The sequence below is a fragment of the Achromobacter sp. UMC71 genome, from assembly GCF_014170305.1.
Classification (GTDB): Bacteria; Pseudomonadota; Gammaproteobacteria; order Burkholderiales; family Burkholderiaceae_B; genus Achromobacter.
Map to the genome: position 1 here is coordinate 49,986 of NZ_LZZT01000008.1, position 24,202 is coordinate 74,187.

The window sequence follows — 24,202 nt, forward strand, 5'->3', positions numbered from 1 at the left end:
GTAATGAGGGGGGTGGTGCCGTCGTCATCGCGTGAAATTACTATCCTTCCAATCTTTTTGCCATACATTCCTGCATACATAGAAACGCCCAATGTTGCGATTGTTGCGCTCCATCCTCATTTGTTGCGCCGCAGCGTTTGTGACGTCGCTGTCCGGTTGCATTCCCTACCCGGTCTACAAGACCTTGCAGCCCGCCGCGGCCCTCACCGTTCTGGATGAGTCATCGCAACCCGTGGCCGACGCGCGGGTGGTCCTGATCGCGGCCGCCTACCCCTACGGTTTTGACCGTTTCCGCACCGAAAAACACACAGCTTCCGATGGCCGCGCCCAGTTCGACTCGCGTCACGAATGGCGCACGGAAGTCCTGGCGATCCATGGTTCCGAGGTCTTCTTCTGGAACTGGTGCGTCGAGAAACCCGGCTACGAAACCTACGCCACCCACGACGGCAGCGCTGATAAGTTTGACGACAATCTTGTCATCAGACTCAAACGCGGAGAGTCGCGTTCCTGCAACAGCACACGCGAATCGCCGTTCATGCGCGGCGAAAATCCGGCCGCGGACAAGGCCCGGTCCGGCTCGACCGCGCCGGCCGGCAATCGCCCGGCTGCCGATGATGCGCCTGGCCGCGCAACGGATAGCCGCTCCACGGCCGTAAAGCCCTGAAATCACTTGAAATCTTCGTAGTTCTTGACACAACTATTGCGCGCTGGCGGCGTTACAGTACGGTATCGCCACCCGCTGCAATGCGGGCCTGGCGGCTCAGGAGCAAGATCATGAAGCGGTTCACAGGTCGGATGGTCGGCGTTGCGCTGGCATTGGCCCTAGCAAGTTCCCCCGCCTTCGCAGGCGGTTACCGAGGCGGCCACGGCGGCTATCACGGTGGCTACCACGGCGGCGGGTATCACCATTCCCACGGCGGAGGCGGCAGCGGCTGGTGGGTCGGCGGCGCGCTGGCGCTGGCCGCCACCGGACTGATCCTGGCGGCCAATTCCGGACCCACCTACGTCCAGACGGCGACCTACGCGCCGGGCGTGGCCTACTACAGCCCCCCCGTGTACGCCGCGCCTGTCTATGAAGCCCCGCCCGTGTATTCGGCGCCGCCGGTCTACGCCGCCCCCGAGCCGCAATACGCCCCCGTGCAATACACGGCCGCGGCCCCGGTCAACAAGGCCCAGGCCAGCGCGTCGAACGAATGCCACCGCTGGGCCATGAACCAAAGCGGCTATGACCCGGCCACCATCTCGCAATGGACCACGCAGGTCATGGTGGACACCTACAACCGCGCGCTGGATTCCTGCATGAACAGCCGCGGCTACCGGGCCAACTGAGGCCTGTTGACGCTAGCAGCAATCGGCCCCGGCATCCATCACAGGATGCCGGGGCCGATGTCATTGACGCAGCGTCGGCAGCGTTCAGTCGCGCCGGCCGCCCCAGCCCCGCCACGCAAAGAACGCACAAGCCAGCAAGGCCAGCCCCGCCGGCAGGACCCAGACGAAACCCGAGTCCGTGTACACCACCCCATCCACCGGGTCGTAGTAGCGGCCCAGTTCGTTGAAATCCCACTTCAGGTACATGGCATACCAGAGCCAGAAGAAGAACGCGGCGAATACCAGCGACACCACCGCACCCACGCGTGCCAACAGGCGCCCGCGCCCCGTGCCGGCCAACAGGCGCCACGCCGACAACACGCCAGCCGCCACGGCCACCAGTACCAGCCAATCGCCGACGTTAACGCCCATGGCCGGCCTCCAGCCGGGCCAGACAGGCCTCGGCCTCTTGCCATTGGTGTTCGCTGAAGACGCGCAGACCCGCGTCGGCCAGCAGTCGGGCCGTCACGCCCAGGCCGGGCTGCTTCACGCCCGAGAACCGGCCGTCATAGACATAGCCGCTGCCGCAAGACGGGCTGCCTTCCTTGAGCACCGCGATGCGGATGCCCTGCTTGCGCGCCGCGGCCAGGGCCTCGTGTGCGCCGGTGACGAACGGCAGGGTCGCGTCTTCGCCGGACACAGCCATCACGCGGGCCCGTCCGGCCAGCACGGCGGCGGCGTCCGCGCCGGGCTCGATCTCGGCGGGCGGTCGCGGAATGGGCAGGCCGCCCGCCACTTCCGGACAGACCGACACCACCCGCCCGGCATCAAGCCAGCCGGCCAGCACGGCATGGTGGGCGGGCACCGCGCGGCCGTCGTACCGCACGGGTTTGCCCAATAGACAGGCGCTGACTAGAACATATTGCATGGAGCATCCGGCAAACGATGCGCGTCCGGCAACACGGCCGGGGACGGCGCATCAAAGGGCTTACCGCCCGAGAATGCCCAATGATAAAACACCGGCCCGCCTTGTCTTAGCGTGCGTCCAGCCACTGGCGCAGCGCCGGATCACGCACCTGCAGCACGTTGAACAGGCCCAGCGCGCGCAGCGCGGGCAAGGCGTCTTGCATATCGCGGGCCGCTTGTTCGCGGGCTGCGGGCGCGGCGCTGGCATCGCCCCAGACCCGCGCGTTGGCCAGAAAGGCGCCAACCGTGCCCTTGCGCACGGCCACGCCCTGGAAACGGCCAACGTCCTGATCGTCCGGCAACACATCCTGTGCTTTCATGGTTTTCTCCTGTTGAAGGGCACAGGCCCCACGATAGGCGCATGGAAACGGCAAACCTGCGGTAACTTGGTCAATCAATACCGTATTTGTGCCAAACTCTCCGCCCAGCATGAAGCCGTCCGCCCCCCACCCCCTGATCGCACCCGCCCTTGCCGGGACGCCCGGCGGACCACGGCTGCTGGCCGTGCGCCGCCATGATGCGGAGATACGCCACACCGCCATGCACCAGCATGCGCGCGGCCAGTTGTTTGGCGCGTATCGCGGCTTGTTGACGGTCTACGCCGGCGACCGGCAATGGGTGGCGCCCGCTGCGCACGCGATCTGGATTCCGCCCGATTGCCCGCACGGACTGCGCTCGCATGGCCCGTATGCGGGCTACAGCGCGTACCTGAGCCCAGCGGCGTGCGCGGACCTGCCCGCCGAACCCTGCGCGCTGCACGCGTCGGCGCTGCTATTGGCGGCGGTGGAGCGCGCCGCCAGTTGGGCTGACGCGGCGCGCGGCCCGGATGGCAAACGGACCCGGAATCAGGCAATCCTTGGAGATGACTGGCCGGATCAGGATCCTGCCCGCGGACGCATTGTGGACTTGGTTCGCGATGAAATCCGCGGCCTGCCGCGCGCCGGCAAGGGACTGACGCTGCCACGCGACACCCGCTTGCAGCGGCTGGCGCTGGCCTTGTCCGGCGACACGTCCGACACCCGCTCGCTGGCGGCATGGGCCGACGCGATCGGCATGGCGCCGCGCACGCTGGCGCGGCGCTTCCTGGACGAAACAGGCCTGACGCTGGGCGCCTGGCGCCAGCAGGCCCGCTTGATGCGGGCCCAGGAAATGCTGGCGGCCGGCCGCAGCGTGACGGCCGCGGCGCTGGAATCGGGCTATGACAATGTCAGCGCCTTCATCGCCATGTACAAGCGCGAATACGGCGTGACGCCCGGTCAGCACAAGATCCAGGCGCGTTGATACGCGTAGCAGGACGGCGCCGGCCGGCCTGGCGCGGCCAAATCACCGCGCCGGCTCGCTGGACGGTCAGGGCCTGTCGACACTAAAAGGAGCCTCGCACTGGCAGGTAATCGGCCGGCCCGCCTTTTAGTGTTACCAGGCCCTATTCGGCGTCGGCAGCCTTGCGCGGACGGCGGGCGCGCGTCGCGGTCTTGCGCGCCGGCTTGGCCTCAGCCGCGGCTTGCGGAGCGGGCGCGTCGGCCTGCTTGGCCGATGCCGCGGACGTACGCCGGCCGGACTTGGCTGCGCGCGGCTTGCGGCCGGTGGCGCTGGACGGTGAGGCCGACTCGGCCGGTTCCCCCTCGGTTCGCGAAGCATCGCTTTCGGCGAATGTCGTGGACCGAGCCACAGGGTCCGAGTCCGTGGCTTGCGCCGCGCCTGACTGAGCCGCTTCAGGCTGCGCTGCCTCGGAACGGGCGGCTGCGGCTTGCGACGGCGCGCCGTGCGCATCGCCCGGTTCCCCGGCTGGCGCCGCGGCGTTGCGTGCGCTCTTGGCCGCGCCGCGGCCGCCGCGCGAACCGCGCCGGTTCTTGCCCTCGGCGGGAGGGGTTGCGTCAGGCGCCGAAGATGCGGCGTCGCCCGGTAATGCATCCGCCACCTGCAGCGCGGACTGCGCCGGCTCGAATGGCTGCGCCGTCTCGGCGGCCGGTTCCTCGCCCCACAACGGCAACGCGGCAGACTCGTCGCCGTCACGTCCCGATTCGTTACGCCCCGCATTGCGGCCCGCCCCCGCGCGGCCGCCTCGGCCGCCCGAAGCGTCCGGGTGCTTGCGGCCGCCTCGGGCGTTGCGCCCCGGCCGGGCCTCGGTCTCGTCGTTGGCGCCCCCGGCGTCCGCCTGGCCATCGTGACCCTGCGCCGTCGACGCCATGGCACGCAGCGCGGGCTTGCCACCGGCTCGGGCCGGCGCCGCGCCGGCGCTGTCGCGGTACACGTAGGTGCCCGATTTTTCTTCGCGGCCCACCTCCAGGAAGCCGCGCGACTGGGCCTCGTCCAGCAGATTGCCGAAAGCGCGGAAGCCGTAGTACGACTCGTTGAAATCCGGCCGGCGGCGCTTGAGCGCGTCTTTCAGGGCAGAGGCCCAGACCTTGCCACTGTCGCCGCGTTCGGCCATCAGGGCCTCGAAGGTCTCGACCACCATGTCGACCGCCTGCGTCTTGCGGGCCTCCAGCTCTTCCTTGCGGCGGCGCTCTTCGTCCGGCGAACGGCGCTGCGCGGTGTTGGCGGCGCCGCGGTTGTCGCGGCGGGCATCGGCGGCGCGCTGGCCTTCGCGGGCCAGGTCGTCATAGAAAATGAATTCGTCGCAGTTGGCGATCAACAGGTCCGAGGTGGATTGCTTGACGCCCACCCCGATCACCTTTTTGTTGTTCTCGCGCAGCTTGGACACCAGGGGCGAAAAATCGGAATCGCCGCTGATGATCACAAAGGTGTTGACGTGCGATTTGGTGTAGCAGAAGTCCAGCGCGTCCACCACCAGGCGGATGTCGGCCGAATTCTTGCCCGACTGGCGCACGTGCGGAATTTCGATCAGCTCGAAATTGGCCTCGTGCATGGGCGCCTTGAATTCCTTGTAGCGCTCCCAGTCGCAATAGGCCTTCTTGACCACGATGCTGCCCTTGAGCAGCAGGCGTTCGAGCACCGGCCGGATGTCGAACTTCTGGTATTTCGTGTCGCGCACGCCAAGCGCCACGTTCTCGAAGTCGCAAAAAAGCGCCATGCTGACGTTTTCGTTGGCATTCATATTCTTCTCCGTTGCTGCGGCGGCCGAGGGGCGGTCAATACAAGATGAGGACCCACGACGTTCAGCCGCGATATGTCGCTCATGATATACATATCCGCCTGTCCAACCCCGGACACCGACGACCCGCCCCAATGCCCGACGCCCCCGCGCTGCCCACGCTTGCCACCGAACGCCTGATCCTGCCGCCCCTGAGCCTGGACGACGCGCCCGCCATCCAGCGCATCTTTGCGCAGTGGGAAGTGGTGCGCTACTTGGCCGACCAGGTGCCCTGGCCCTACCCGCCTGACGGTGCGCGCACCTATGTGGAACAGGTGGCGCTGCCGGCAATGCGGCGCGGCGTGCAATGGCACTGGTCGCTGCGCACCCGCGCCGAACCGGACCGCCTGATCGGCATCATCAGCCTGATGCAGGACGACCCCGGCAACAACCGCGGCTTCTGGCTGGATCCGCAATTCCACCGCCGCGGTTACATGACCGAGGCCAGCGAAGCCGTGACGGCATATTGGTTCGACGTGCTGGACCAGCCGGTGCTGCAGGCCCCCAAAGCGGTGGCCAATGAGGGGTCGCGCAGGCTGTCCCAGCGTACTGGCATGCGGCTGGTGGCAACCGAGGAGCGCGGCTTCGTCTCGGGCCGGCAGCAGGCCGAGGTGTGGGAGATCACCCGCGACGAATGGCGGATGCAGCGCCGAGGTCACTCGGCCGGGGCAGCCAAGCCGGACTGAAGCGGGGCGGCGTCCCCACATGCCTGCGTGGACGCCTCCGACTCCCCGGCGCCGGCCCCGGCCGGATGCGCTCGATCCGCCCCCCTTTTTTCTCCTCTGGCGCGCCCCGGCGCGCCAGCTGAATAGCGGTTTAAGCCGGCGCTTACCGCCCCTTTCGCCCCGTTTTCTTCCCGATTGGTTCGCCCGGACCGTGGCTAGAATTTGCCACCATCCGGCATTCCGTGAACGCAATGCCATCGCTATCGGGCAAGATCCATGAATCCGTCTACCGTCATCGGCGCCGTCGTCGGCCTGCTTACCCTGGTTATCGTCGTGGCGCTGGCCGCCACCGACCCGGGCCTGTACTTCAACCTGCCGGGCCTGGCCATCGTGCTGGGCGGCACCTGCGCCGCGCTGTTCATCGCCTACCCGCTGTCCGAAGTGATGCGGGTCTTCAAGCTGGTGGTGACGGTGTTCCGCAACGACCAGCACGACCAGCAGCGCGACATCGAGGAACTCGTATCCATGGCGCAGCTGTGGATGAACACGGATGTGCACAAGGTCGAGCAGGAGCTCAAGAAGGTCACCAACCCGTTCCTGCGCACCGGCGTGCAGCTCATCATCGACAACACGCCGGAAGACCAGATCATCGAACTGCTGCAGTGGCGCGTGTCGCGGCTGCGGGCCCGTGAAATGGCCGAGGCGCAGATGTTCCGCGTCATGGCCACGTTCGCGCCGGCCTTCGGCATGCTGGGCACGCTGATCGGCCTGATCAACCTGATGGCGGTGCTGGGCGACGGCAGCATGACCATGATCGGCCAGCAACTGGCCATCGGTCTGATGACTACGTTCTACGGCATCCTGCTGGCCAACCTGGTGTGCAAGCCGATTGCCGTGAAGCTGGAGCGCCGCACGGCCCGCCGCGTGGAATCCATGAACATGGTGCTGCAGGGCATTGCCATGATGTGCGAGAAGCGCGGCCCGGCCGTGGTGCGCGAAACCCTGAATTCGTTCGTGATGCACGTCGAAGACGAAATCTACGACGGCGGCGCGTCGGCGCCGCGCGCCAAGACCGAGGGCCAGGTCGCCCCGGCCGCGGCCAAGCCTGTGTCCATTACCCGCCCTGCCGCCGCGCGTCAATGAGCCTGATTTCTCCTTCCCTGGCGCAGCGGATCGAGCAGGCCCGCCAGGCCCAGATGCGCGCGCAGAAGGCGGCGGCCAATAGCGGCTGGCGCCCGAGCAAGAGCGACCGCAAAGATCGCTACGCCCGCTGGCACGTCGAGGAAACGGTCGAGCAGGACGCCGAAAACTGGCTGCTGAGCTACCTGGACCTGATCACGCTGCTGCTGGCCATGCTGGTGGTGCTGCTGGCCGTGTCGCGCCTGCACGGCGGCTTTTACGAGGCCGGCGACAAGCAGGTGGACCTGGTGGGCAGCGTGGCCGTCAAGGGCCTGCCCACCTATGACGGCGAGTATTCCGAATTCGATGCCGTGGCGATTCCCGCCAGCTGGGCCGAACCGCCCGCCCCCGTCGCGGCGGCCCCCGCGGCTGACGCCGAAACGCCGGCCGATGGCGTGGTGGTAGCGGACGCCGCCAAGCCGCTGAAGGCGCCGTCCAAGGAATCCTTGGGGCTGGGCGACCTGGGCAAGTCGGTCGACGTCATCATCAACGAGCAGTCGGTCAGTTTCCGCATCAGCAACGAACTGCTGTTCCCGTCGGGCCAGGCCACGCTCAGCGCCGCCGGGCTGGACGTGATCAAGCGCCTGGCCGTGATCCTGAACAAGAACGCGTACCAGGTGTCGGTCGAAGGCCACAGCGACCCCGTGCCGATTCAGACGCGCCAGTTCGCGTCCAACTGGGAACTGTCCAGCAGCCGCGCCACCAGCGTGCTGCGCGAGCTGGTGCGCGATGGTGTGGCCGGCAGCCGCCTGCGTGCGGTGGGCTATGCGGAAACCCGCCCGATCGAATCGAACGACACCCCCGCGGGCCGCGCCGCGAACCGCCGGGTGGAGCTGATCATGGACATCACGGCGGCGCAACAGCCGGGCCAGGCCAAGCCGGCCCAAGGCGAAGCCAAGGCCGCGGACGGCAAGACGGCGACGGCGGCCAGCGCCAAGCCGGCGCAGGCCCCCGCCGCCGCCCCGCCCGGCAATTCCTGATCCCGTGTCGCCCCAACCGGCCGCGGCCGGTTTTCTTTTGTTCGCATCGGTCGGCGCCGCTGCCTTCCCGGCCCGGCGCAAACGGCGGTAATCTGGCGGCTTGTCGATCCCGGGAAGATCCCATGCCGTACCTGATGCTGATTGTCGAACCGCGTGGCCAGCGCGCCGAGCGCACGCCCGCAGAAGGCCAGGAGGCCTATGCGCAGATGTTGCGCTACGCCGAAGGCCTGCAAGCGCGCGGCTTGCTGGCGGCCGCCGAATCCCTGAAATCCGATGCCGAAGGCGTGCGGCTGCGCGTGCGTGACGGCCAGCGCACGCTGGTTGACGGCCCCTTCGCCGAAGCCAAGGAAATGATCGGCGGCTTTTTCCTCTTGACCACCGACAGCCGCGACGAAGCGCTGGCGCTGGCCGCCGAGTGCCCGGCCGCGCAGTGGGCCACGGTCGAGGTGCGCGAATTAGGGCCCTGTTTCCTGTAATGCCCTGGCGGGCTCTTCGTGGGCGGGCGCCGGCCCCGGCCGCGGGCCGCGGACGAGCCATCGATTAGGTGTTTACCCTAGGTTCGCGATATCGATGTCGATGTCCGCCCTTGCCATGCGTCGTGCCGGTACAAGCCCCGAACACCGGGGCCTTACCCCCGACACCAGGAGATTTCGATGCGATTCATGATCATCGTCCGCGCCACGCCCGACAGCGAAGCCGGCAAGCTGCCGGAAGCCAGCCTGCTCGCCGCCATGAGCACCTATCACGAAGCCCTGGCCAAGGCCGGCGTCCTGCTCGACGCCAACGGCCTGCGGCCCACGTCCGCAGGCTGGCGGGTGCGCTATGACAGCAAGGGCCAGCGCAGCGTCGTGGACGGCCCGTTCGCCGACACCAAGGAGCTGATCGCCGGCTACTCCTTGATCCAGGTGCGCTCGCGCGAGGAAGCCCTGCAATGGACGCTGCGCTTTCCCGATCCCTTCCCTGATCAGCCTTGCGAAATCGAAGTGCGCCAGCTGTACGAACTGGACGACCTGGGCGCCGGCGAGGAAATCGAACGTTTCCGCGCCCTGCCCGGCAACGGCCGCTAAGCCCCCCAGCCCAACCCGAGAGCCGCCATGCACAAGCAGATCTTCGTCAATCTCCCCATCAGCGACATGCAGAAGTCGCAGGCCTTCTTCAAGCGCCTGGGCTTTACCTTCAACCCGCAATTCACCAATGACCAGGGCGCCTGCATGGTCGTCAGCGACGACATCTACGTCATGCTGCTGGTCAAGCCGTTCTTCCAGGGCTTTACCGGCAAGCCCATCGCAGATGCCACGAAAAGCACCGAAGTGCTGATCGCCCTGTCGTGCGAAAGCCGCGCCGAGGTCGACGACCTGGTCGCCCGCGCCAAGGCCGCTGGCGCCACCGTCCCCCGCCAGCCGCAAGAACACGGCGGCGTCATGTACAGCCACGGTTTTGACGACCTGGACGGCCATATCTGGGAAGTGTTCTACATGGCCCCCGGCGAGCCCCCGCAGGCATGACCTTGCCGGACGCCGCCGCCACGCACCGCGCCATCGAAGCCGTCTGGCGGATCGAAGCCGCCAGCGTCATCGCCGGGGTCGCGCGCCTGGTGCGCGACGTCGGGCTGGCCGAAGAACTGGCCCAGGATGCGCTGGTGGCCGCGCTGGAACACTGGCCGGTCAGCGGCGTGCCGGACAACCCGGGAGCCTGGCTCATGACCACCGCAAAAAACCGCGCCCGCGACCGCTTGCGGCTCGATGCCATCCACCGCCGCAAGCATGAACAGATCGGGCACGAACTGGAAGCGTTGCAGGCCGACGTGGAACCTGACTTCGTCGATGCGCTGGACGCCGCGCGCCAGGACGACATCGGCGACGACCTGCTGCGCCTGGTGTTCACCGCCTGCCACCCGCTGCTGTCCACCGAGGCGCGCGTGGCGCTGACGCTGCGCCTATTGGGCGGGCTGTCCACCGCCGAGATCGCGCGCGCGTTCCTGGCCTCGGAATCCACCATCGCGCAGCGCATCGTGCGGGCCAAGCGCAGCCTGTCGGCGGCCCGCGTGCCGTTCGAAGTGCCCGGCCCCCAGGAACGCGCGCCGCGCCTGGCGTCCGTGCTGGAAGTGATCTACCTGATCTTCAACGAGGGCTATTCCGCCACCGCGGGCGCAGACTGGATGCGCCCGGCGCTGTGCGACGAAGCGCTGCGGCTGGGCCGCATCCTGGCCCAGCTGGCGCCGGACGACAGCGAAGTGCACGGGCTGGTGGCGCTGATGGAACTGCAGGCCTCGCGGCTGCATGCCCGCAGCGACGCCCAGGACCGCCCGGTGCTGCTGTTGGAACAGGACCGCAGCCGCTGGGACACGCTGCTGATCCGCCGCGGCCTGGCCGCCCTGGCGCGCGCCGAAGCACTGGGCGGCGCCAGCGGCCCATATGCGCTGCAGGCCGGCCTGGCCGCCTGCCATGCCCGGGCGCGGCGGGCCGAGGACACCGACTGGCCGCACATCGTGGCGCTGTACGACGCGCTGGCGCAGGCCATGCCGTCGCCGGTGGTGGAACTGAACCGCGCCGTCGCCGTGGGCATGGCCTTTGGCCCGCAAGCCGGGCTGGATCTGGCCGACGAATTGGCGCAAGACCCGGCGCTGGCCAACTACCACTGGCTGCCCAGTGTGCGCGGCGACCTGCTGGCCAAGCTGGGCCGGCGCGCCGAAGCCATGACGGAATTCGAACGCGCGGCCGGCATGACGCGCAATGCGCGGGAACGCGACATGCTGCTGGCGCGGATGAACGACATGCGGGACGGTCCCCCGGGCGAGTAGGCGTAACCGGGACGCGCGGCGGCTCACATTGCGTCAACCCGCGCAGGCCGATAGCGGTCCGGCATGTTGCGGTTCGTGCGGATGCGCCCGGACGTGCTTAAATTCCGTCATGGCTTCCCCTCTGCCTTTCACCCGCGGCGCCCCTGCCGCGCCCGCCGTAGCCACCTTCGCGGGCGTGCCGCAGGCCTTCGACCATCCGAACGACCGCGCCGAATTCCGCCGCCAGGCGCACCGGCCTGGCGTCGAGTTGTACCGCGCCCACATCATCCGCCACGCCTTCGAGCCGCATACGCACGAAGCCTTTGGCCTGGGCGCGATCGAAACCGGGGTAGAGCGCTTCCGCTACCGCGGCGCCGAGCATCTGGCGCCGCCCGGCTCGGTGGTGCTGATGAATCCCGACGAACTGCATACCGGCCAAGCCGAGACCGAAGGCGGCTGGCGCTACCGCATGGCGTACATCGACCCCGCCGTGGTCGCGCGGGTGACCGGTGAAGCCGACTGGTGGTTCGACTGCGCGGTGGGCCACGACGCCGCCAGCGCGCAGCGCGTCACCACCCTGCTGGACGCGCTGTGGCAAGCACGCGAGCCCCTGGCCTTTGACAGCGCCCTGTATGCGCTGCTGGCGGAATTCCGCCGTCATGCCCGCGTGCCGCGGCCGCTGCGGGCCGAAGGCGCGCCGCGTTTTGCCCGTGTCATCGATTACCTGCGCGCCAACCTGGCGCGCCGCCTGTCGCTCGACGAACTGGCCGACGTGGCTGGCCTGAGCCCCTTTCACTTCCTGCGCAGCTTCCAGGCGCAGCATCACGCCACGCCGCAGCAGATGCTGATGGCGCTGCGCCTGTTCGAGGCCAAGCGCCTGCTGGCCGCGGGCGAAACGCCGGCGCAGACCGCGCTGGCCGCCGGCCTGACCGACCAGGCCCACCTGACCCGCGCTTTCACCCGCCGCTACGGCGTCACGCCGGCACGCTATCAGAAGCAGGTGCGCGCGTAGGGCCACGGACTGCCGTGCCGCGGGGCTCACGCGCCGCAGCAATCTGGTACAAGACCGGCCCTGCCCCCGCCACCTAGACTGGCCCGTCTGTTCAATCGCGATGGGAGTCTTTATGTGGGCAGGAACCTTGTACGCCCTGGCGGCCGGCCTGATGTGGGGCCTGGTGTTCGTCGGGCCGCTGCTGCTGCCTGAATATCCCGCCGCCCTGCAGTCGGTGGCGCGCTACCTGGCGTTCGGCCTGATCGCGTTGCCGCTGGCCTGGCTGGACCGCAAGGCCCTGCGCCAGCTGACCCGCGCCGACTGGATCGAAGCGCTGAAGCTGGCCGCCATCGGCAACCTGCTCTATTACCTTTGCCTGGCCAGCGCCATCCAGCGCGCCGGCGGCCCGGTGCCGACGATGATCATCGGCACCCTGCCCGTGGTGATCGCCATCTGCGCCAACCTGCGCAACGCGCGCCGCGACGGCCGGCTGCCATGGAAGCGGCTGGCGCCCTCGCTGGCCTTGATCGCGCTGGGCATTGGCTGCGTCAACCAGGTGGAATTGCAAGCGCTGCGCCAGGAGGCCGATGCGGATCTCACGCGTTACGCCATCGGCGCGGTGCTGGCGCTGGGCGCGGTGGCCTGCTGGACCTGGTATCCCTTGCGCAACGCCGACTGGCTGCGCGACCACCCCGGCCGCAGCCCGCGCACCTGGGCCACCGCCCAGGGCGTGGCCACGCTGCCGCTGGCGCTGGCCGGCTACGGCCTGCTGTGGGGCGGCATGGCCGCCACGGGCAGCGGTTTCGAGATGCCGCTGGGCCCGCGTCCGGAGGTGTTCCTGGGGTTGATGATCATCATCGGCCTGTTCTCGTCGTGGCTGGGCACGCTGTGCTGGAACGAAGCCAGCCAGCGCCTGCCCACCGCCCTGGCGGGCCAGCTGATCGTGTTTGAAACGCTGGCGGCGCTGGCCTATGCCTTTATCCTGCGCGGCAACATGCCGCAGCCGCTGACGCTGGCGGGTATCGGCCTGCTGATGATCGGCGTGCTGCGCGCGGTGCGGGTCAAGCCCGAGCCGGTACCGGCGGCGGCGTGAAGCGGCGCGCTAGATGATTTCCGTCAAGCGCTGCAGATCGTCGATGACCGCGAACGCGCCCTCGTCCAGCAGACGCTTGCGCTGGTCCGGCCCGTTATGCGAAGCGCCCACGTAGCCCACGGCCCGCATGCGCGCGGCCCGGGCGGCGCGCACGCCGGGCACGCTGTCTTCGACCACCACGCATTCCAGGATGGCCGTGCGCATCTGCCGCGCGGCGAACAGGAAGACGTCCGGCGCCGGCTTGCCGTGCGCCACCTGCGCGGTGCTGAACACATTGGGCGCGAACGCGTCCCACAGGCCCACCAGTTTCAGCGCCGCCTCCAGCTTGGGCGGTGTGCTGCTGGAGGCCACGCAGTATTCGATGCCGCGCAGGCGCAACGCGGCCAGGGTCTCACGCACGCCGGGCAGCGCGCGCAGCTCCTGGCGGAAGGTGTCCTGCAGGCGGTCGGCGTACTGGCGCGGAAAATCCTCGGGCAGCACGCTGGCGTTTTCGTCCTGCAGGGTCTGCCACATGTCGGCATCCGGAATGCCGGCGAAGCGCCGGGCGGCCTCTTGCGGCGTGATCGCAATGCCGTGTTCGGCCAGCGCGCGCGACTGGGCGCGCGCGGCGATGATTTCGCTATCGATCAGGACGCCGTCGCAATCGAAAATGACCAGGCGCGGGACAAGCGTAGCCATAGCAGCTCCAGGAAGTACAAGCTTGCATGATAGGCCTGCTGCGTTACAGCCGCGCGCCATTCAAGCGCCGCAGCCGCCAGGCAACGAACACCCCGCCCAGCGCCGCCCCCGCCACGATCAGCGCGGCCTGCGCCCAGCCGTAGCGGTCGATGACGCCGCCCACGGTGACCGGCCCGATCACCTGCCCCAGGTTGCTGCCCATCATGACCAACCCCACGGCAGATGCCGTCAGCGCCGGCCGCGGCGCCACCAGGGGCGCCGTGCCAAGCAACGTGGCCGGAATCAAGCCGCCCACCGCCGAAAACAGCACGCACAGCAGAAACGTGGGCATCGCCGGCAGCACCGAGCGGAAGATCAGCAGCGCCACCACGCCCATCGCCGCGCTGGCGCAGGCGATGAGCGTCGAGCGGCGCCAGCCGCGCGACAGCAACACGCCCGCGCCGAGGTTACCGATGATATTGGCGGCGGTGGCCGCGGCGGTGTACAGGCCAGCGGTGGCCAACGGCAGGCCCAGCTTGTCCATCAGCAGCACAGGCAGGAAGGTGAACAGCGCGAAGAACATCAGGCTGTAGAGCGTGAACGACGCGGCCAGCAACAGCGGCCCGGCCGCGCCCAGCGTATCGGCCGTGTCGCGGCGCAGGCCGGCCCACGACAGGCCGGCGCCGCCGGGATTGGCGGGCGCCAGCGCGGCCACGCAGGCCAACGCCACCAGCACCGCGGCACCGGCGCACCACCAGTAGGCGTGCCAGTCCCCGAACGCCTGCGAGGCCAGCATGGCCACCGCCATGCCGGTAGGCATGTAGCAGCTCCAGAGGGCAAAGGCCAGGTCGCGGCTGGACGGCAGCACCAGCCGCTGCAGCGCCGCGGGGCCGGCCACCGTGATCAGCAGAAAGCCCAGGCCTTCCACCACCCGCGAGGCCAGCAAGGCCCCATAGCCCGGCGCCAGCGCGCCCGCGGCCGTGCCCAGCGCGGTAGCCGCCAGGCCCCACAGCAGCATGCGGCGCGCGCCATAGCGGGCGATGACGCCGCCGGCCGCGATGCCGCCGAGCACGCCCAGAATCGAAAACACCGCCGTCAGCGTGCCGATGGACGCCAGGTCCAGCCCCAGATCGCGGCGCAAGAGCGGCGCCGCGATGATCACCTTGCCGACCTGCAACGATGCCACCACGCCCGCCCCCACGATTGCCAGCACCGCGCCCCACCGGGTTCCCGCCGGCTGGCCGGCCTGCGCCGCGCCTTCTGCCTTGTCCATCCGTGCCTCTCCTGACCGCTTGAAGCCGCCAGCATGCCCGGCGGAGCTGATTCTGATAAGTGATAATCTTTCGATGGAACCGATCTATGAAACAGATCAAGCCGCCCGATGATAGACGCCCTGACCCTGGACCAGCTACGCGTGTTCGCCGCCGTTGCCGACACCGGCAGCTTCCGCGCCGCCGCCAAGCACCTGTCGCGCGTGCAGTCGGCCGTCAGCCACGCCATTGCCAACATGGAAGCGCAGTTGGGCGTGACGCTGTTCGACCGCGGCGGCCACCGCCCCGTCATGACCCCCGAAGGCCAGGCGCTGCTGGCCAACGCGCGCGACATCCTCCTGCGCGTGGACGCGATGCGGGCGCGCGCCCTGGGGTTGGGCGAAGGGGTGGAACTGGAATTGTCGCTGGTGGTGGACACGCTGTATCCCATCGACCAGGTGGGCGCGGCGCTCAACCGCCTGCGCGCGGCGTATCCGTCGGTGGCCACGCGCGTTGCCGTGCTGCCGCTGGGCGGGCCCATCGCCGCGCTGCTGGCCGGCACGCATCAGCTGGGCATCGTGGCGGGCGAGCATTTTCGCCATCCGCGCATCGCGCTGCAGGCGTTGTCGTCGGTGCAAATGGTAGCGGTGGTGGGCGCCAGCCACCCGCTGGCCACCCGCGTGGCTGACGGCCCGCCGCTGGCCGCGCCCGACCTGGCCGACCACGTGCAGGTGGTGCAGACCGACGCGTCCACGCTCAGCGACGGCCGCGACTTCGCCGTGCTGTCGCCCCAGACCTGCCGGGTCAGCGGGCAGGACACCAAGCATGCGCTGATCCTGGCAGGCGTCGGCTGGGGCCGCCTGCCGCTATGGCTGGTGGAACGCGATCTGGCCGACGGCCGCTTGCTGCGCCTGCCCACGGGCAGCCTGGGGCGCGGCAGCCAGGTCGCCACCGAGGTCTATCTGGCGCATCGCATCGACCAGCCGCTGGGCCCGGCAGCGCGCACGCTGGCCGCCGCCCTGGCCCCGGCCTGACACGCGCCCGGCCGGCGTTCAGCGCTGGCAGCGCTTCATCAGATACTTGGGCGATTCCTCGTAGCCCTGGCGGTAATAGAAGCGATGCGCATCCGCGCGCCGCTCGTGGCAATGCACTTCGAGGCGGTCGCAGCCGCGGGCCGCGGCCAGCGAGGCGGCGGCCTCTTCCAGCGCCTGGCCCACGCCGCTGCCGCGCGCCGAGTCGCTGACGCAGAAATAGGTGATGCGGCAGAAGTCGCCCGGCAGGGCCAGCTGCACCATGAAATGCAGGCCGATGAAACCCAGCAACCGGCCGCCGTCTTCGGCCACCAGCAGTTCGGCGTCGCGATGCCCCAGCAGGCGTTCGATTTTTTCCGGCACGAAGGCCTGGGTGCCGGGGTAGCCCAGCTGGGCCAGCAGTTCAACGATATCGGCGCTGTCGCCGACGCCTGCATTGCGGATGATCATGTCGCCTCGCGGAAAAGCGTAGATGCTAGAACCGCCCGATGTCGGCGCGATGACCACGCAAGAGTGGCGGCGACCGCGGACGGCAGCGGCTGTCATGACGAGGCAACATTGCGGCGCCGCGGTTGCGCCGTCACGCAACGCACGACGCGGCTTGGCTTGGCTTCTCGCTTGCCTTGGCTTGACTTGGCTCGCCTCCGTTCCGCAACCACACGACACCGCGTCAGCGCGCCGCATCCCCTCGCAACATCTCGAACAAGGCCCGCACCGCCGGTGAGCCCGCAGCCTGGGCCGACGCCGCCAAGGCAAAACGCCGGCGCACCGGCGATGCCAGCGGCAATATGCGCAGGCCGCGGCGATTGTCGGGCAAGGTCAATTCCGGCACCAGCGCCACGCCGACGTTGTCGCGCACCAACGCGAACGCGCTGGACCATTCCATGACCCGGGCGCGCACGTCCGTCAGCGTCAAGCCCGCATCGGCGGCCACGCTGCCCGCGTGGGCCGTGCAGCCCCCGGTAGCCAGCACGAAAGGCTGCGCCGCCAACTGCGCCAAGGACACGGATGCCCCCAGCGCCAGCGGATGCGTGGCCGGCAATACCGCCACCCAGTCGTCTTCGCCCAGCGGACAGGTGCGGCGCCTGGCCGGCGGGTTCAACACCACGCCCACATCCACCGTGCCGGCCGCCAACAGGTCTTCGATTTCGCTGTCGCTGGCTTCCAACGGCAACACCTCGATGGCCGGATGCAATTGCCGGAAGCGCCGCAGCACCGGCGGCAGGACCGTCGAGAACACCATGGGAAAGCTGGCCAGCCGCAAGACACCGCCCGCCGTGCCCGCCGCCTCGCGCGCCAGCGCCTGGATGCGGCCCAGTGATTCCAGCATGGCGCGGGCTTCGTGGACCGCCCGCAGGCCCAGCGCCGTGGGCACGCTCTGGCGGCGTTCGCGCGTGAACAGCGGCGCGCCCAGTTGGTGTTCAAGCTGGGCGATGGCCTGGCTGGCGCCGGACTGCGTCATGCCCACCTGGCGCGCGGCATGGGTGATATTGCCGGCGTCCGCCACCGCCAGCAGCAGCCGCCAATGGATCAGGTTCATCATTCCATTAGCCTAACTTATTTCTCATTTCTGAAAGAGTAATTTTACGGATTGCTGTCATGGCCTCATTCTGGCGCCTTCGAAACCCGCGTGCAATCGCCCAGGATGTCCCCATGAAACTCTATTACGCCCCCAACGCCTGCTCACTGGCGCCGCATATCGTGCTGCGCGAACTGGCCCTGCCGTTTGAATTGGTCCGGGTCAACAACCAGACGAAACGCACCGCCGATGGTGGAGACTTCCTGGCCCTCAATCCCAAGGGCTACGTCGCAGCGCTGCAATTGGACAGCGGCCAGGTGCTGACCGAAGGCCCCGCCATCGTGCAATACCTGGCTGACCTGCGCCCCGAGGCCGGCCTGGCGCCGGCCGCGGGCAGCTGGGCCCGCAACCGCCTGCACGAGTGGCTGAATTTCATTTCCACGGAAATCCACGGCGGCTTCGGCCCGCTGTTCAACCGCACCCTGCCCGAGGAGGCGCGCACCTGGTGGCATGCGCGCCTGGAGAAACGGCTGGACTATCTGGCGGCTGCGTTGCGCGGGCGCCAGGCGCTGGTCGACGACCGCTACGGCGTGGCGGACGCCTATCTGTACACGGTGCTGCGCTGGGCCGCGCTGTTCGAGATCGACCTGGCGCGCTGGCCCGGCCTGCCCGAGTACCAGCGCCGCATCGAGACACGGCCCGCGGTGCAGCGTGCGCTGGCCGCTGAAGCAGCCGCTTGAAGCCGGCGCGATGCGCGGGCAGTTCGGGTACGGGATCGGACACCCTGTCACCCCGTAGCCAAGCGCCATCGTGAACACGGTGCTAGCATTTTGTGCATGACCTCGATCCTGCACGCCCACCCCATCGATCCGGCCATCCGCGAACGCGTCATGGCTACCCTGGAACACATCGAACAGCGCCACGACGTCCGCGTCCTGCTCGCCTGCGAGTCCGGCAGCCGCGGCTGGGGCTTCGCCTCGCCCGACAGCGACTACGACGTGCGCTTCCTGTACGTGCACAAGCTGGACTGGTACCTGCGCGTGTCGCACCAGCGCGACGTGATCGAGCTGCCCATCGACGACGAACTGGACGTGTCGGGCTGGGAATTGCGCAAGGCCCTGCAACTGCTGCGCGGCTCCAACCCCACCCTGTTCGAATGGCTGGATTCACCGGTGCTGTACCGCCAGGACGACGCCACCAGCGCCTGGCTGCGGCATTTTCGCAGCGAGTATTTTTCGCACATGAAGGGCCGCTGGCACTACGTGGCCATGGCCGGGCGCAACTTTCGCGAATCGCTGCAAGGCGACACCGTGCGCCTGAAGAAATACCTGTACGTGCTGCGTCCCGTGCTGGCCGCGCAATGGATCGACAGCGGCCGCGGCATCCCGCCGATGCGCTTTGCCGACCTGGCCGACGCCATGGTCACCGACCCCGCGCTGCGCGACGAGATCAACCAGTTGCTGACCATCAAGATGCAGGCCGGCGAGGCCGAACACGGCCCGCGCTTTCCGCTGATCCACGCCTACCTGGAAACCACCCTGCAGGCCCTGGAAAAAGCGCCCTTCTTCGACCGGCCCGATGGCCAGACAGAAAGGCTGGACCGGTTCCTGTACGAGGTCGTGACAGGTGCGGCGCTGACGTATTGAGCGCGGGCACTATCATTCCATTCCCTTCTTCTTATCGCCCCATGGCATCCTTTCCAGACGTCACCCTGCGCCGCTTGCGCGAAGACGACGTACCCATGATCCTGGCCCTGGAGTCCGACCCCGAGGTCATGCGGCACAGCACCGGAATCAAGCCAGCCACCGAGGCCCGCCGCCAGGAGCTGCTGGCCTGGCTGCGAGCGCCCGTGGACAACATCGGCCACTGGGCCGTGGTGGATCCGGAGGGCGCTGCCATTGGCTGGATCAGCCTGACCCGGCTGGAAGGCACTGGCCAACTGCAACTGGCCTACCGCCTCTGCCAGGCCGCCTGGGGCCGGGGCTACGCCACTCAGGCCGCGCAACAGCTATGCGCCTACGCGTGGCGCGCGCTGGATACGCACGAATTGGTCGCCGTGACCTGGCCCGACAACCAAGGCTCGCAGCGCGTACTGCAAAAATTGGGCTTCACGTTGTGCGGCCAGGAAACACACTATGGCCGCGCGACCTACGTGTATGCGCTCGCCCGGCCACCGCGCTGATCTATCATTGCCGGTCCGATCATCTTTCCGAGCCCCGGCATGTCCGACAACGCCCAACCCTTTGACGTCTCCACTTACATCGCCCAAAGCCTGGAAGGCCTGCGCGGCGCCACCGCCGCGCACTGCGGCACCTGGCATCTGGATGAAGCCGGGCAATGGTCCGTGGATATGGACAGCGGCCTGATCGTGTTCCAGCTGCCCGGCGGCATGATCGCCCGCGCGCCGGTGCAGATCGTCGGCACCACCAACAGCGCCGACGGCACCTTTCTGTGGGGCTGGGACCACCCGTCCGTGCCCGCCGAGCTGGCCGAACACGCCCAACTGGCGCAGGCCTTCGGCCAGGCCCATGGGCTCCAGGCCTACACGACGCGCCAGGTCCCCTGCGACGACGACCAGGCCTGGACGTTCACCGCCGTCGCCATGCGGCTGGGCGAAGCCAGCGGCGCGTACCGCGCACAGGCGTCGGACACGGCGTATGTGTGGATGACGTTTGGGCAGGTCACGCTGTCGCAGGCGGACGCGATCTAGCGCGAGGCAACGTGCTGGGCCGAAGCGGCGTCTTTCGGACGCAAGTGCAGATAGCCGACAAACAGGCCGCACGAGACCAGCATGCCGATCAGCAGGAACAGAACCCCCGTCAGTCCCTCGTCGATGAAGCGCCCCGAGGACGGGTCGGATATCTCGATCAATCCCTCGGAATGCACCGCCGAAATCGACGGCTCGGCGCCAGACCGGTCCTCTTGCCGTCCCCATACGACGAAATAGACGGACGACGAAGGCGGCAGCTTGTCGATGGTTACCTGCGTCTGGCCTCTCAGCGACTCATTTTTCTTGCCGTCGGCACGAATGGAGATGACACGCGCATTGGGAAAGGTCACCCTGATATCCGTGGCGGTCTTTTCACCCGTGTTGTGAAGCCCGGCATGAGTAATGGACCGCAGGGGCGAGTTCTTCGCCAGATAGGCCTGGCTCCGCGCCAGCTGCGACTTTTCCTCATCATCCAGTTGGTCGAACACGGGATCCAGGTCGCTGGGCATCTCGAACGACGTGGTGGCTTGCACCAGCGAGAGAACGGGCCGGGGGGTCTTGTAGGCGACGTATCCCTGATAGATGCCGGACAGCACCGCGATACCCGCAATGACGTTCCAGAGGATTTTCAGCATGACATATTCGCTTGATTCCGGGCGGTTGCCGCCATTGTTGGTGGGCGTATCAACTTGCTGCCCCTCGCGGACAGCCACCCTTATCGTAACAATACGTTAGCAGGCGGCGCCAACGTGCCTGCGCGCGCTATCCCGCCGGGCCACCGGCGCATGCACAAGCCGACATCGCCACTCAGCCGCCTTGCGGCCGGATGCCGGTATAGGCCGCGCGCGGCCGGATCACGCTCTGGCTGCCGCGCTGCTCCAGCCCATGCGCCAGCCAGCCGATCGAGCGGCCCAGCGCGAACAGGCCGAACGCCGCGCCCACCGGCAGCCCCAGGTGGCGCCGCACCGCCACCAGCGCGAAATCCACCGACGGCCGCAGCCCGACCAGCGCAAATGCGTGGTCGATCCACTGCCTCCATGCCGGCCGCTGCGGCAGGATGCGGCCCAGCAAGGCGATTGCGCGCGGGTCGCCACCCGGATACAGATGATGGCCAAAGCCCGGCAGGTCTTCGCCGCGCGCCAGCCGCTCGCGCAGCGCGGCGCCAGCCTCTTCGCCCCGGTCCAGTTCGTCCCACAGCGCCTCGCCGCGCGCCGTGGTGCCGCCATGCCGCCCGCCCGTCAATGCCGCCAGGCCGCCGACGATGCCGGCGCGCAGGCTTGCCCCCGTCGACGCAATACAGCGTGCCGTGAAGCTCGACGCGTTCAGCTCGTGGTCGGCGCACAGCACCAGCGCCATCCGGATCAGGTCTGCGCCGTCCGCATCCAGGCCCCAGGCCCGCGCGCACTGTTCATGAATCGGCGCGCTGGCCGGCGGCGCCTGCAGCAGGCAGGCCGCCAGCGTGCGCACCAGATCGCCACAGCCTCGCGCCTGCCGCTCGGGCGAGCGCTGCCACAATGCCGTGGCATCGTCGTCGCTGGCCGCCGTGAACAGCGGCAGCAGCGACGCTTCCGCGCGCTGCCCGCGATGCTGCGCGAGCAACCCCGCCACCCCGTCCGCCAGACGTGGCGCCGGCCCCGCGAACGCCGCTTCCGCCTCGCACTGCCACAGGTGCGCGGCCACCGTCTCCACCGAGGCGGATTGCGCCAACGTCACCGCGTTCACCCCCCGGTAATACATCTGGCCGTCTTCGATCAACGTGATGGCCGACTCCAGCACCGGCAATCCCCAACTGAGCGTGGCCTTGGCCACTTCTTTCGGCTTGCGTCCGCGGGTGCGCTGCCCGGCCAGGCGCTCGACCTCGTCCGCCAGATAACGGCTTTCGCGGTGGCTGTCGCCTGCCTCGGCATGCAGCAGCCCCCGGCTGACATAGGCGTAAAGCGTCTGGCGCGACACGCCCAGGCGGGCTGCGGCGTCGGCGGAGGACAGGTAATTGGGCATTGTGACGGGGTGCTTTGAATCAATAAGTTGATTAGATTAATCAATATTGACAATAAAAACGAGAAGAATAGTCTGTCGGCATTGCTTGTTGAACCAAGGAAGCGCCATGCCCGATACCCAAGATTCCCTGTCCCCCGCCGTCACCGACTACCTGCGGCAATTCTGGCTGGCCGCCGGCGGCGCCCCCGCCCATCTGTCCCGCGTAACGGTCACCGGGCAAGGCGCGCTTGCGTGCGCGTTCGCCTTCACCGATTTCGCTACCGCCGCCATCGGCGCCGCCGGCCTGGCCCTGGCGGAATTCGCCGCCGCCGGGTCCGGCGACCTCGCACCCGTCCAGGTCGACCGGCGCCTGGCATCCATCTGGTTCGGCACCAGCCTGCGGCCGGTCGGCTGGGCCTCGCCACCGCTCTGGGATGCCGTCGCGGGCGACTATCTGGCGTCCGACGGCTGGATCCGCCTGCACACCAACGCGCCCCACCATCGCGACGCCGCCCTGGCCGTCCTGGGCGTGGCCGCCAACCGCGACGCCGTTGCCCAGGCGGTCGCGCGCTGGCGCGCCGACGACCTGGAAGCGGCCGTGGTCGAACGCAACGGCTGCGCCGCGGCCATGCGCAGCCTGGACGCCTGGGCGGACCATCCCCAAGGCCGCAGCGTCGCCGCCGAACCCCTGCTGCATCGCACCGCCGGCGCCGCGGCCGCCCGCCCCGCTTGGCGCATCCCGCGCCAGCGCCCGCTGCAAGGCATCCGCGTGCTGGACCTGACCCGCATCCTGGCCGGCCCCGTCGCCACGCGCTTTCTCGCGGGCTACGGCGCCGAGGTGCTGCGCATCGACCCCATCGGCTGGGAAGAACCCGGCACGGTCCCTGAAGTCGTGCTGGGCAAACGCTGCGCCCGCCTCGATCTGAAAGACCCCGCCGGCCGCGCCGTTCTCGAACAGCTGCTGAGCCAGGCCGACATCATGATCCACGGCTACCGCCCCGATGCCCTGGCGCGGCTGGGCCTGGACGCCGCCCGCCGCCGCCAGCTCAATCCCACCCTGATCGACGTCTCGCTGGACGCCTACGGCTGGACCGGTCCGTGGCGCGCGCGCCGCGGCTTCGACAGTCTGGTGCAGATGAGCAGCGGCATTGCCGACGCCGGCATGCGCGCTGCCGGCGGCGACCGGCCCGTGCCGCTGCCCAGCCAGGGCATTGACCACGCGACGGGCTATCTGATGGCCGCTGCAGCCCTGCGCGGACTGACCGAGCGGGTCGCCACGGGTGCGAGCAGCAGCGCGCGGGCGTCGCTGGCCAGAACGGCGCGATTGCTGGTGGCGCATGCGGGTCAGCTGCAAGACGGGCCCGGACTGGCGCCCGAAACGCCGCAGGATCTGACGGCGGCGATCGAACAGACGTCCTGGGGCCCGGCACGGCGGGTAAAGGTGCCGCTGCATGTGGGCGGTGTGCCCAAGGCGTGGGACTACCCGGCGAGCGCGCTGGGGTCGAGCGAGGCCAAGTGGCGGTGAAAAGCGACGTCGCGCCTGGTTGGATGTCTGGCTGGGTGTTTGCTTAATCGATGGCTGACCAATCCAGATCTTCTGCATTCACCCAGGCGATCTTCTTGGACTTTTCCAAGGGGTTCGCGAAGAAGTCATTCAGCACCGCAAAGGCCAATGCCGGCGGCAGGCACGAGCCCAGGGGAATGTAGAGATCAGTGTCCGCATCCACGATGTCGTGCATTGCGTGGGCTTGCCCGACGCTGTACCAGCAGGACCCTGCCTTGGCATTTGGCACGTTGTAGTCATAGCGCAGGGAAATGCCTTTGCCAAAATAATCGACAAAGAAGAGAACGACTTCACCGCCGTCGAACGGGTATTCAAACCGGCCTTCACACCCATCGGCCTCCCAGTCTTCCCTTTTGTAGGACAGGAAGTACTTGGAGTAGTCCGAAAGGTCTGCGCTTTCGGCGTCGGGAAGGCCGGGGAAGATGGCGGTTATTTTCAT

General features: G+C 68.5%; 29 protein-coding genes. 18 read left to right on the plus strand and 11 right to left on the minus strand.

Annotated features, from left to right (window positions below):
* Positions 1 to 91: 91 nt before the first annotated feature.
* The gene (locus A9974_RS03110) at positions 92 to 664 is read left to right on the plus strand and encodes a carboxypeptidase regulatory-like domain-containing protein (protein ID WP_183002695.1); all 573 of its coding nucleotides are present in this window, start codon (positions 92 to 94) and stop codon (positions 662 to 664) included.
* A 110-nt stretch (positions 665 to 774) separates the two neighbouring features.
* A complete protein-coding gene (locus A9974_RS03115) occupies positions 775 to 1,329 on the plus strand; it encodes a hypothetical protein (RefSeq protein WP_183002696.1) in 555 nt (184 codons plus the stop codon).
* Positions 1,330 to 1,413: 84 nt separating this feature from the next.
* On the opposite strand, the gene A9974_RS03120 is transcribed toward A9974_RS03115, so the two are convergent.
* The 3 genes from A9974_RS03120 to A9974_RS03130 form a co-directional block, all read right to left on the minus strand.
* The gene (locus A9974_RS03120) at positions 1,414 to 1,740 is read right to left on the minus strand and encodes a hypothetical protein (RefSeq protein ID WP_183002697.1); all 327 of its coding nucleotides are present in this window, start codon (positions 1,738 to 1,740) and stop codon (positions 1,414 to 1,416) included.
* A complete protein-coding gene (locus A9974_RS03125; RefSeq protein ID WP_183002698.1) occupies positions 1,730 to 2,236 on the minus strand; it encodes a DUF523 domain-containing protein in 507 nt (168 codons plus the stop codon). The genes A9974_RS03120 and A9974_RS03125 overlap by 11 nt, the downstream gene beginning before the upstream one ends.
* 106 nt (positions 2,237 to 2,342) lie before the next feature.
* On the minus strand, positions 2,343 to 2,594 hold the full coding sequence (locus tag A9974_RS03130) for a hypothetical protein (protein ID WP_183002699.1): 252 nt from the start codon (positions 2,592 to 2,594) through the stop codon (positions 2,343 to 2,345).
* Between the two features lie 109 nt (positions 2,595 to 2,703).
* Here A9974_RS03130 and A9974_RS03135 point away from each other — a divergent pair, with 109 nt between their 5' ends.
* A complete protein-coding gene (locus A9974_RS03135; protein WP_183002700.1) occupies positions 2,704 to 3,555 on the plus strand; it encodes a helix-turn-helix domain-containing protein in 852 nt (283 codons plus the stop codon).
* A 142-nt stretch (positions 3,556 to 3,697) separates the two neighbouring features.
* Here A9974_RS03135 and A9974_RS03140 read toward each other — a convergent pair whose 3' ends face one another.
* Positions 3,698 to 5,332 carry an NYN domain-containing protein gene (locus A9974_RS03140; protein WP_183002701.1) on the minus strand — a complete coding sequence of 545 codons (1,635 nt, stop codon included), beginning with the start codon at positions 5,330 to 5,332 and terminating at the stop codon, positions 3,698 to 3,700.
* A 131-nt stretch (positions 5,333 to 5,463) separates the two neighbouring features.
* On the opposite strand from A9974_RS03140, the gene A9974_RS03145 reads away from it, so the two are divergent.
* The 9 genes from A9974_RS03145 (at position 5,464) to A9974_RS03185 (ending at position 13,055) form a co-directional block, all read left to right on the plus strand.
* The gene (locus A9974_RS03145) at positions 5,464 to 6,054 is read left to right on the plus strand and encodes a GNAT family N-acetyltransferase (RefSeq protein WP_183002702.1); all 591 of its coding nucleotides are present in this window, start codon (positions 5,464 to 5,466) and stop codon (positions 6,052 to 6,054) included.
* A gap of 255 nt (positions 6,055 to 6,309) precedes the next feature.
* Positions 6,310 to 7,176 carry a motility protein A gene (locus A9974_RS03150; RefSeq protein ID WP_183002703.1) on the plus strand — a complete coding sequence of 289 codons (867 nt, stop codon included), beginning with the start codon at positions 6,310 to 6,312 and terminating at the stop codon, positions 7,174 to 7,176.
* Positions 7,173 to 8,192 (plus strand): OmpA family protein, encoded by a 1,020-nt coding sequence (locus A9974_RS03155; RefSeq protein ID WP_183002704.1) that lies wholly within the window; start codon positions 7,173 to 7,175, stop codon positions 8,190 to 8,192. Before A9974_RS03150 ends, A9974_RS03155 begins: the two co-directional genes overlap by 4 nt.
* A gap of 122 nt (positions 8,193 to 8,314) precedes the next feature.
* Entirely contained in the window at positions 8,315 to 8,668 is a 354-nt protein-coding gene (locus A9974_RS03160) for a YciI family protein (RefSeq protein WP_183002705.1), read from the plus strand.
* A 177-nt stretch (positions 8,669 to 8,845) separates the two neighbouring features.
* The gene (locus A9974_RS03165) at positions 8,846 to 9,259 is read left to right on the plus strand and encodes a YciI family protein (protein ID WP_183002706.1); all 414 of its coding nucleotides are present in this window, start codon (positions 8,846 to 8,848) and stop codon (positions 9,257 to 9,259) included.
* 27 nt (positions 9,260 to 9,286) lie between these two features.
* Positions 9,287 to 9,697, plus strand: coding sequence for a VOC family protein (locus tag A9974_RS03170; protein ID WP_183002707.1), 411 nt, complete (start codon positions 9,287 to 9,289; stop codon positions 9,695 to 9,697).
* A complete protein-coding gene (locus A9974_RS03175; protein ID WP_370539563.1) occupies positions 9,694 to 10,992 on the plus strand; it encodes an RNA polymerase sigma factor in 1,299 nt (432 codons plus the stop codon). The genes A9974_RS03170 and A9974_RS03175 overlap by 4 nt, the downstream gene beginning before the upstream one ends.
* A gap of 109 nt (positions 10,993 to 11,101) precedes the next feature.
* Complete coding sequence (locus tag A9974_RS03180) at positions 11,102 to 11,983, plus strand: AraC family transcriptional regulator (RefSeq protein ID WP_255467984.1); 882 nt, start codon at positions 11,102 to 11,104, stop codon at positions 11,981 to 11,983.
* Positions 11,984 to 12,095: 112 nt separating this feature from the next.
* On the plus strand, positions 12,096 to 13,055 hold the full coding sequence (locus A9974_RS03185; RefSeq protein ID WP_183002708.1) for a DMT family transporter: 960 nt from the start codon (positions 12,096 to 12,098) through the stop codon (positions 13,053 to 13,055).
* Positions 13,056 to 13,064: 9 nt separating this feature from the next.
* Here the strand turns inward: A9974_RS03185 and A9974_RS03190 are convergent, their stop codons facing one another.
* Positions 13,065 to 13,733 carry an HAD family phosphatase gene (locus A9974_RS03190; RefSeq protein ID WP_183002709.1) on the minus strand — a complete coding sequence of 223 codons (669 nt, stop codon included), beginning with the start codon at positions 13,731 to 13,733 and terminating at the stop codon, positions 13,065 to 13,067.
* Positions 13,734 to 13,776: 43 nt separating this feature from the next.
* The gene (locus tag A9974_RS03195) at positions 13,777 to 14,985 is read right to left on the minus strand and encodes an MFS transporter (protein WP_183002710.1); all 1,209 of its coding nucleotides are present in this window, start codon (positions 14,983 to 14,985) and stop codon (positions 13,777 to 13,779) included.
* A 108-nt stretch (positions 14,986 to 15,093) separates the two neighbouring features.
* On the opposite strand from A9974_RS03195, the gene A9974_RS03200 reads away from it, so the two are divergent.
* Complete coding sequence (locus tag A9974_RS03200) at positions 15,094 to 15,996, plus strand: LysR family transcriptional regulator (protein WP_183002711.1); 903 nt, start codon at positions 15,094 to 15,096, stop codon at positions 15,994 to 15,996.
* 18 nt (positions 15,997 to 16,014) lie between these two features.
* On the opposite strand, the gene A9974_RS03205 is transcribed toward A9974_RS03200, so the two are convergent.
* Both A9974_RS03205 and A9974_RS03210 read right to left on the minus strand, forming a co-directional pair.
* Entirely contained in the window at positions 16,015 to 16,443 is a 429-nt protein-coding gene (locus tag A9974_RS03205; RefSeq protein ID WP_183002712.1) for a GNAT family N-acetyltransferase, read from the minus strand.
* A 220-nt stretch (positions 16,444 to 16,663) separates the two neighbouring features.
* Entirely contained in the window at positions 16,664 to 17,536 is an 873-nt protein-coding gene (locus tag A9974_RS03210) for a LysR family transcriptional regulator (RefSeq protein ID WP_183002713.1), read from the minus strand.
* Positions 17,537 to 17,646: 110 nt separating this feature from the next.
* Between A9974_RS03210 and gstA the strand changes: the two genes are divergently transcribed.
* The 4 genes from gstA (at position 17,647) to A9974_RS03230 (ending at position 20,222) form a co-directional block, all read left to right on the plus strand.
* Positions 17,647 to 18,252 carry a glutathione transferase GstA gene (gstA, locus tag A9974_RS03215; RefSeq protein WP_183002714.1) on the plus strand — a complete coding sequence of 202 codons (606 nt, stop codon included), beginning with the start codon at positions 17,647 to 17,649 and terminating at the stop codon, positions 18,250 to 18,252.
* 96 nt (positions 18,253 to 18,348) lie between these two features.
* Positions 18,349 to 19,158: a nucleotidyltransferase domain-containing protein gene (locus tag A9974_RS03220; RefSeq protein ID WP_183002715.1), complete on the plus strand. Its 810-nt coding sequence runs from the start codon at positions 18,349 to 18,351 to the stop codon at positions 19,156 to 19,158.
* 41 nt (positions 19,159 to 19,199) lie between these two features.
* Positions 19,200 to 19,694 carry a GNAT family N-acetyltransferase gene (locus A9974_RS03225; protein WP_183002716.1) on the plus strand — a complete coding sequence of 165 codons (495 nt, stop codon included), beginning with the start codon at positions 19,200 to 19,202 and terminating at the stop codon, positions 19,692 to 19,694.
* Between the two features lie 39 nt (positions 19,695 to 19,733).
* Positions 19,734 to 20,222: a DUF6882 domain-containing protein gene (locus tag A9974_RS03230; RefSeq protein WP_183002717.1), complete on the plus strand. Its 489-nt coding sequence runs from the start codon at positions 19,734 to 19,736 to the stop codon at positions 20,220 to 20,222.
* On the opposite strand, the gene A9974_RS03235 is transcribed toward A9974_RS03230, so the two are convergent.
* Together A9974_RS03235 and A9974_RS03240 are read right to left on the minus strand one after the other, a co-directional pair.
* On the minus strand, positions 20,219 to 20,857 hold the full coding sequence (locus tag A9974_RS03235; RefSeq protein ID WP_183002718.1) for a hypothetical protein: 639 nt from the start codon (positions 20,855 to 20,857) through the stop codon (positions 20,219 to 20,221). The two genes, A9974_RS03230 and A9974_RS03235, sit on opposite strands and share 4 nt — an antisense overlap.
* Before the next feature lie 172 nt (positions 20,858 to 21,029).
* Positions 21,030 to 22,220 (minus strand): citrate synthase family protein, encoded by a 1,191-nt coding sequence (locus tag A9974_RS03240; protein WP_183002719.1) that lies wholly within the window; start codon positions 22,218 to 22,220, stop codon positions 21,030 to 21,032.
* A 106-nt stretch (positions 22,221 to 22,326) separates the two neighbouring features.
* Here A9974_RS03240 and A9974_RS03245 point away from each other — a divergent pair, with 106 nt between their 5' ends.
* Positions 22,327 to 23,724: a CoA transferase gene (locus tag A9974_RS03245; RefSeq protein WP_183002720.1), complete on the plus strand. Its 1,398-nt coding sequence runs from the start codon at positions 22,327 to 22,329 to the stop codon at positions 23,722 to 23,724.
* 43 nt (positions 23,725 to 23,767) lie between these two features.
* Here A9974_RS03245 and A9974_RS03250 read toward each other — a convergent pair whose 3' ends face one another.
* The gene (locus A9974_RS03250; protein ID WP_183002730.1) at positions 23,768 to 24,202 is read right to left on the minus strand and encodes a hypothetical protein; all 435 of its coding nucleotides are present in this window, start codon (positions 24,200 to 24,202) and stop codon (positions 23,768 to 23,770) included.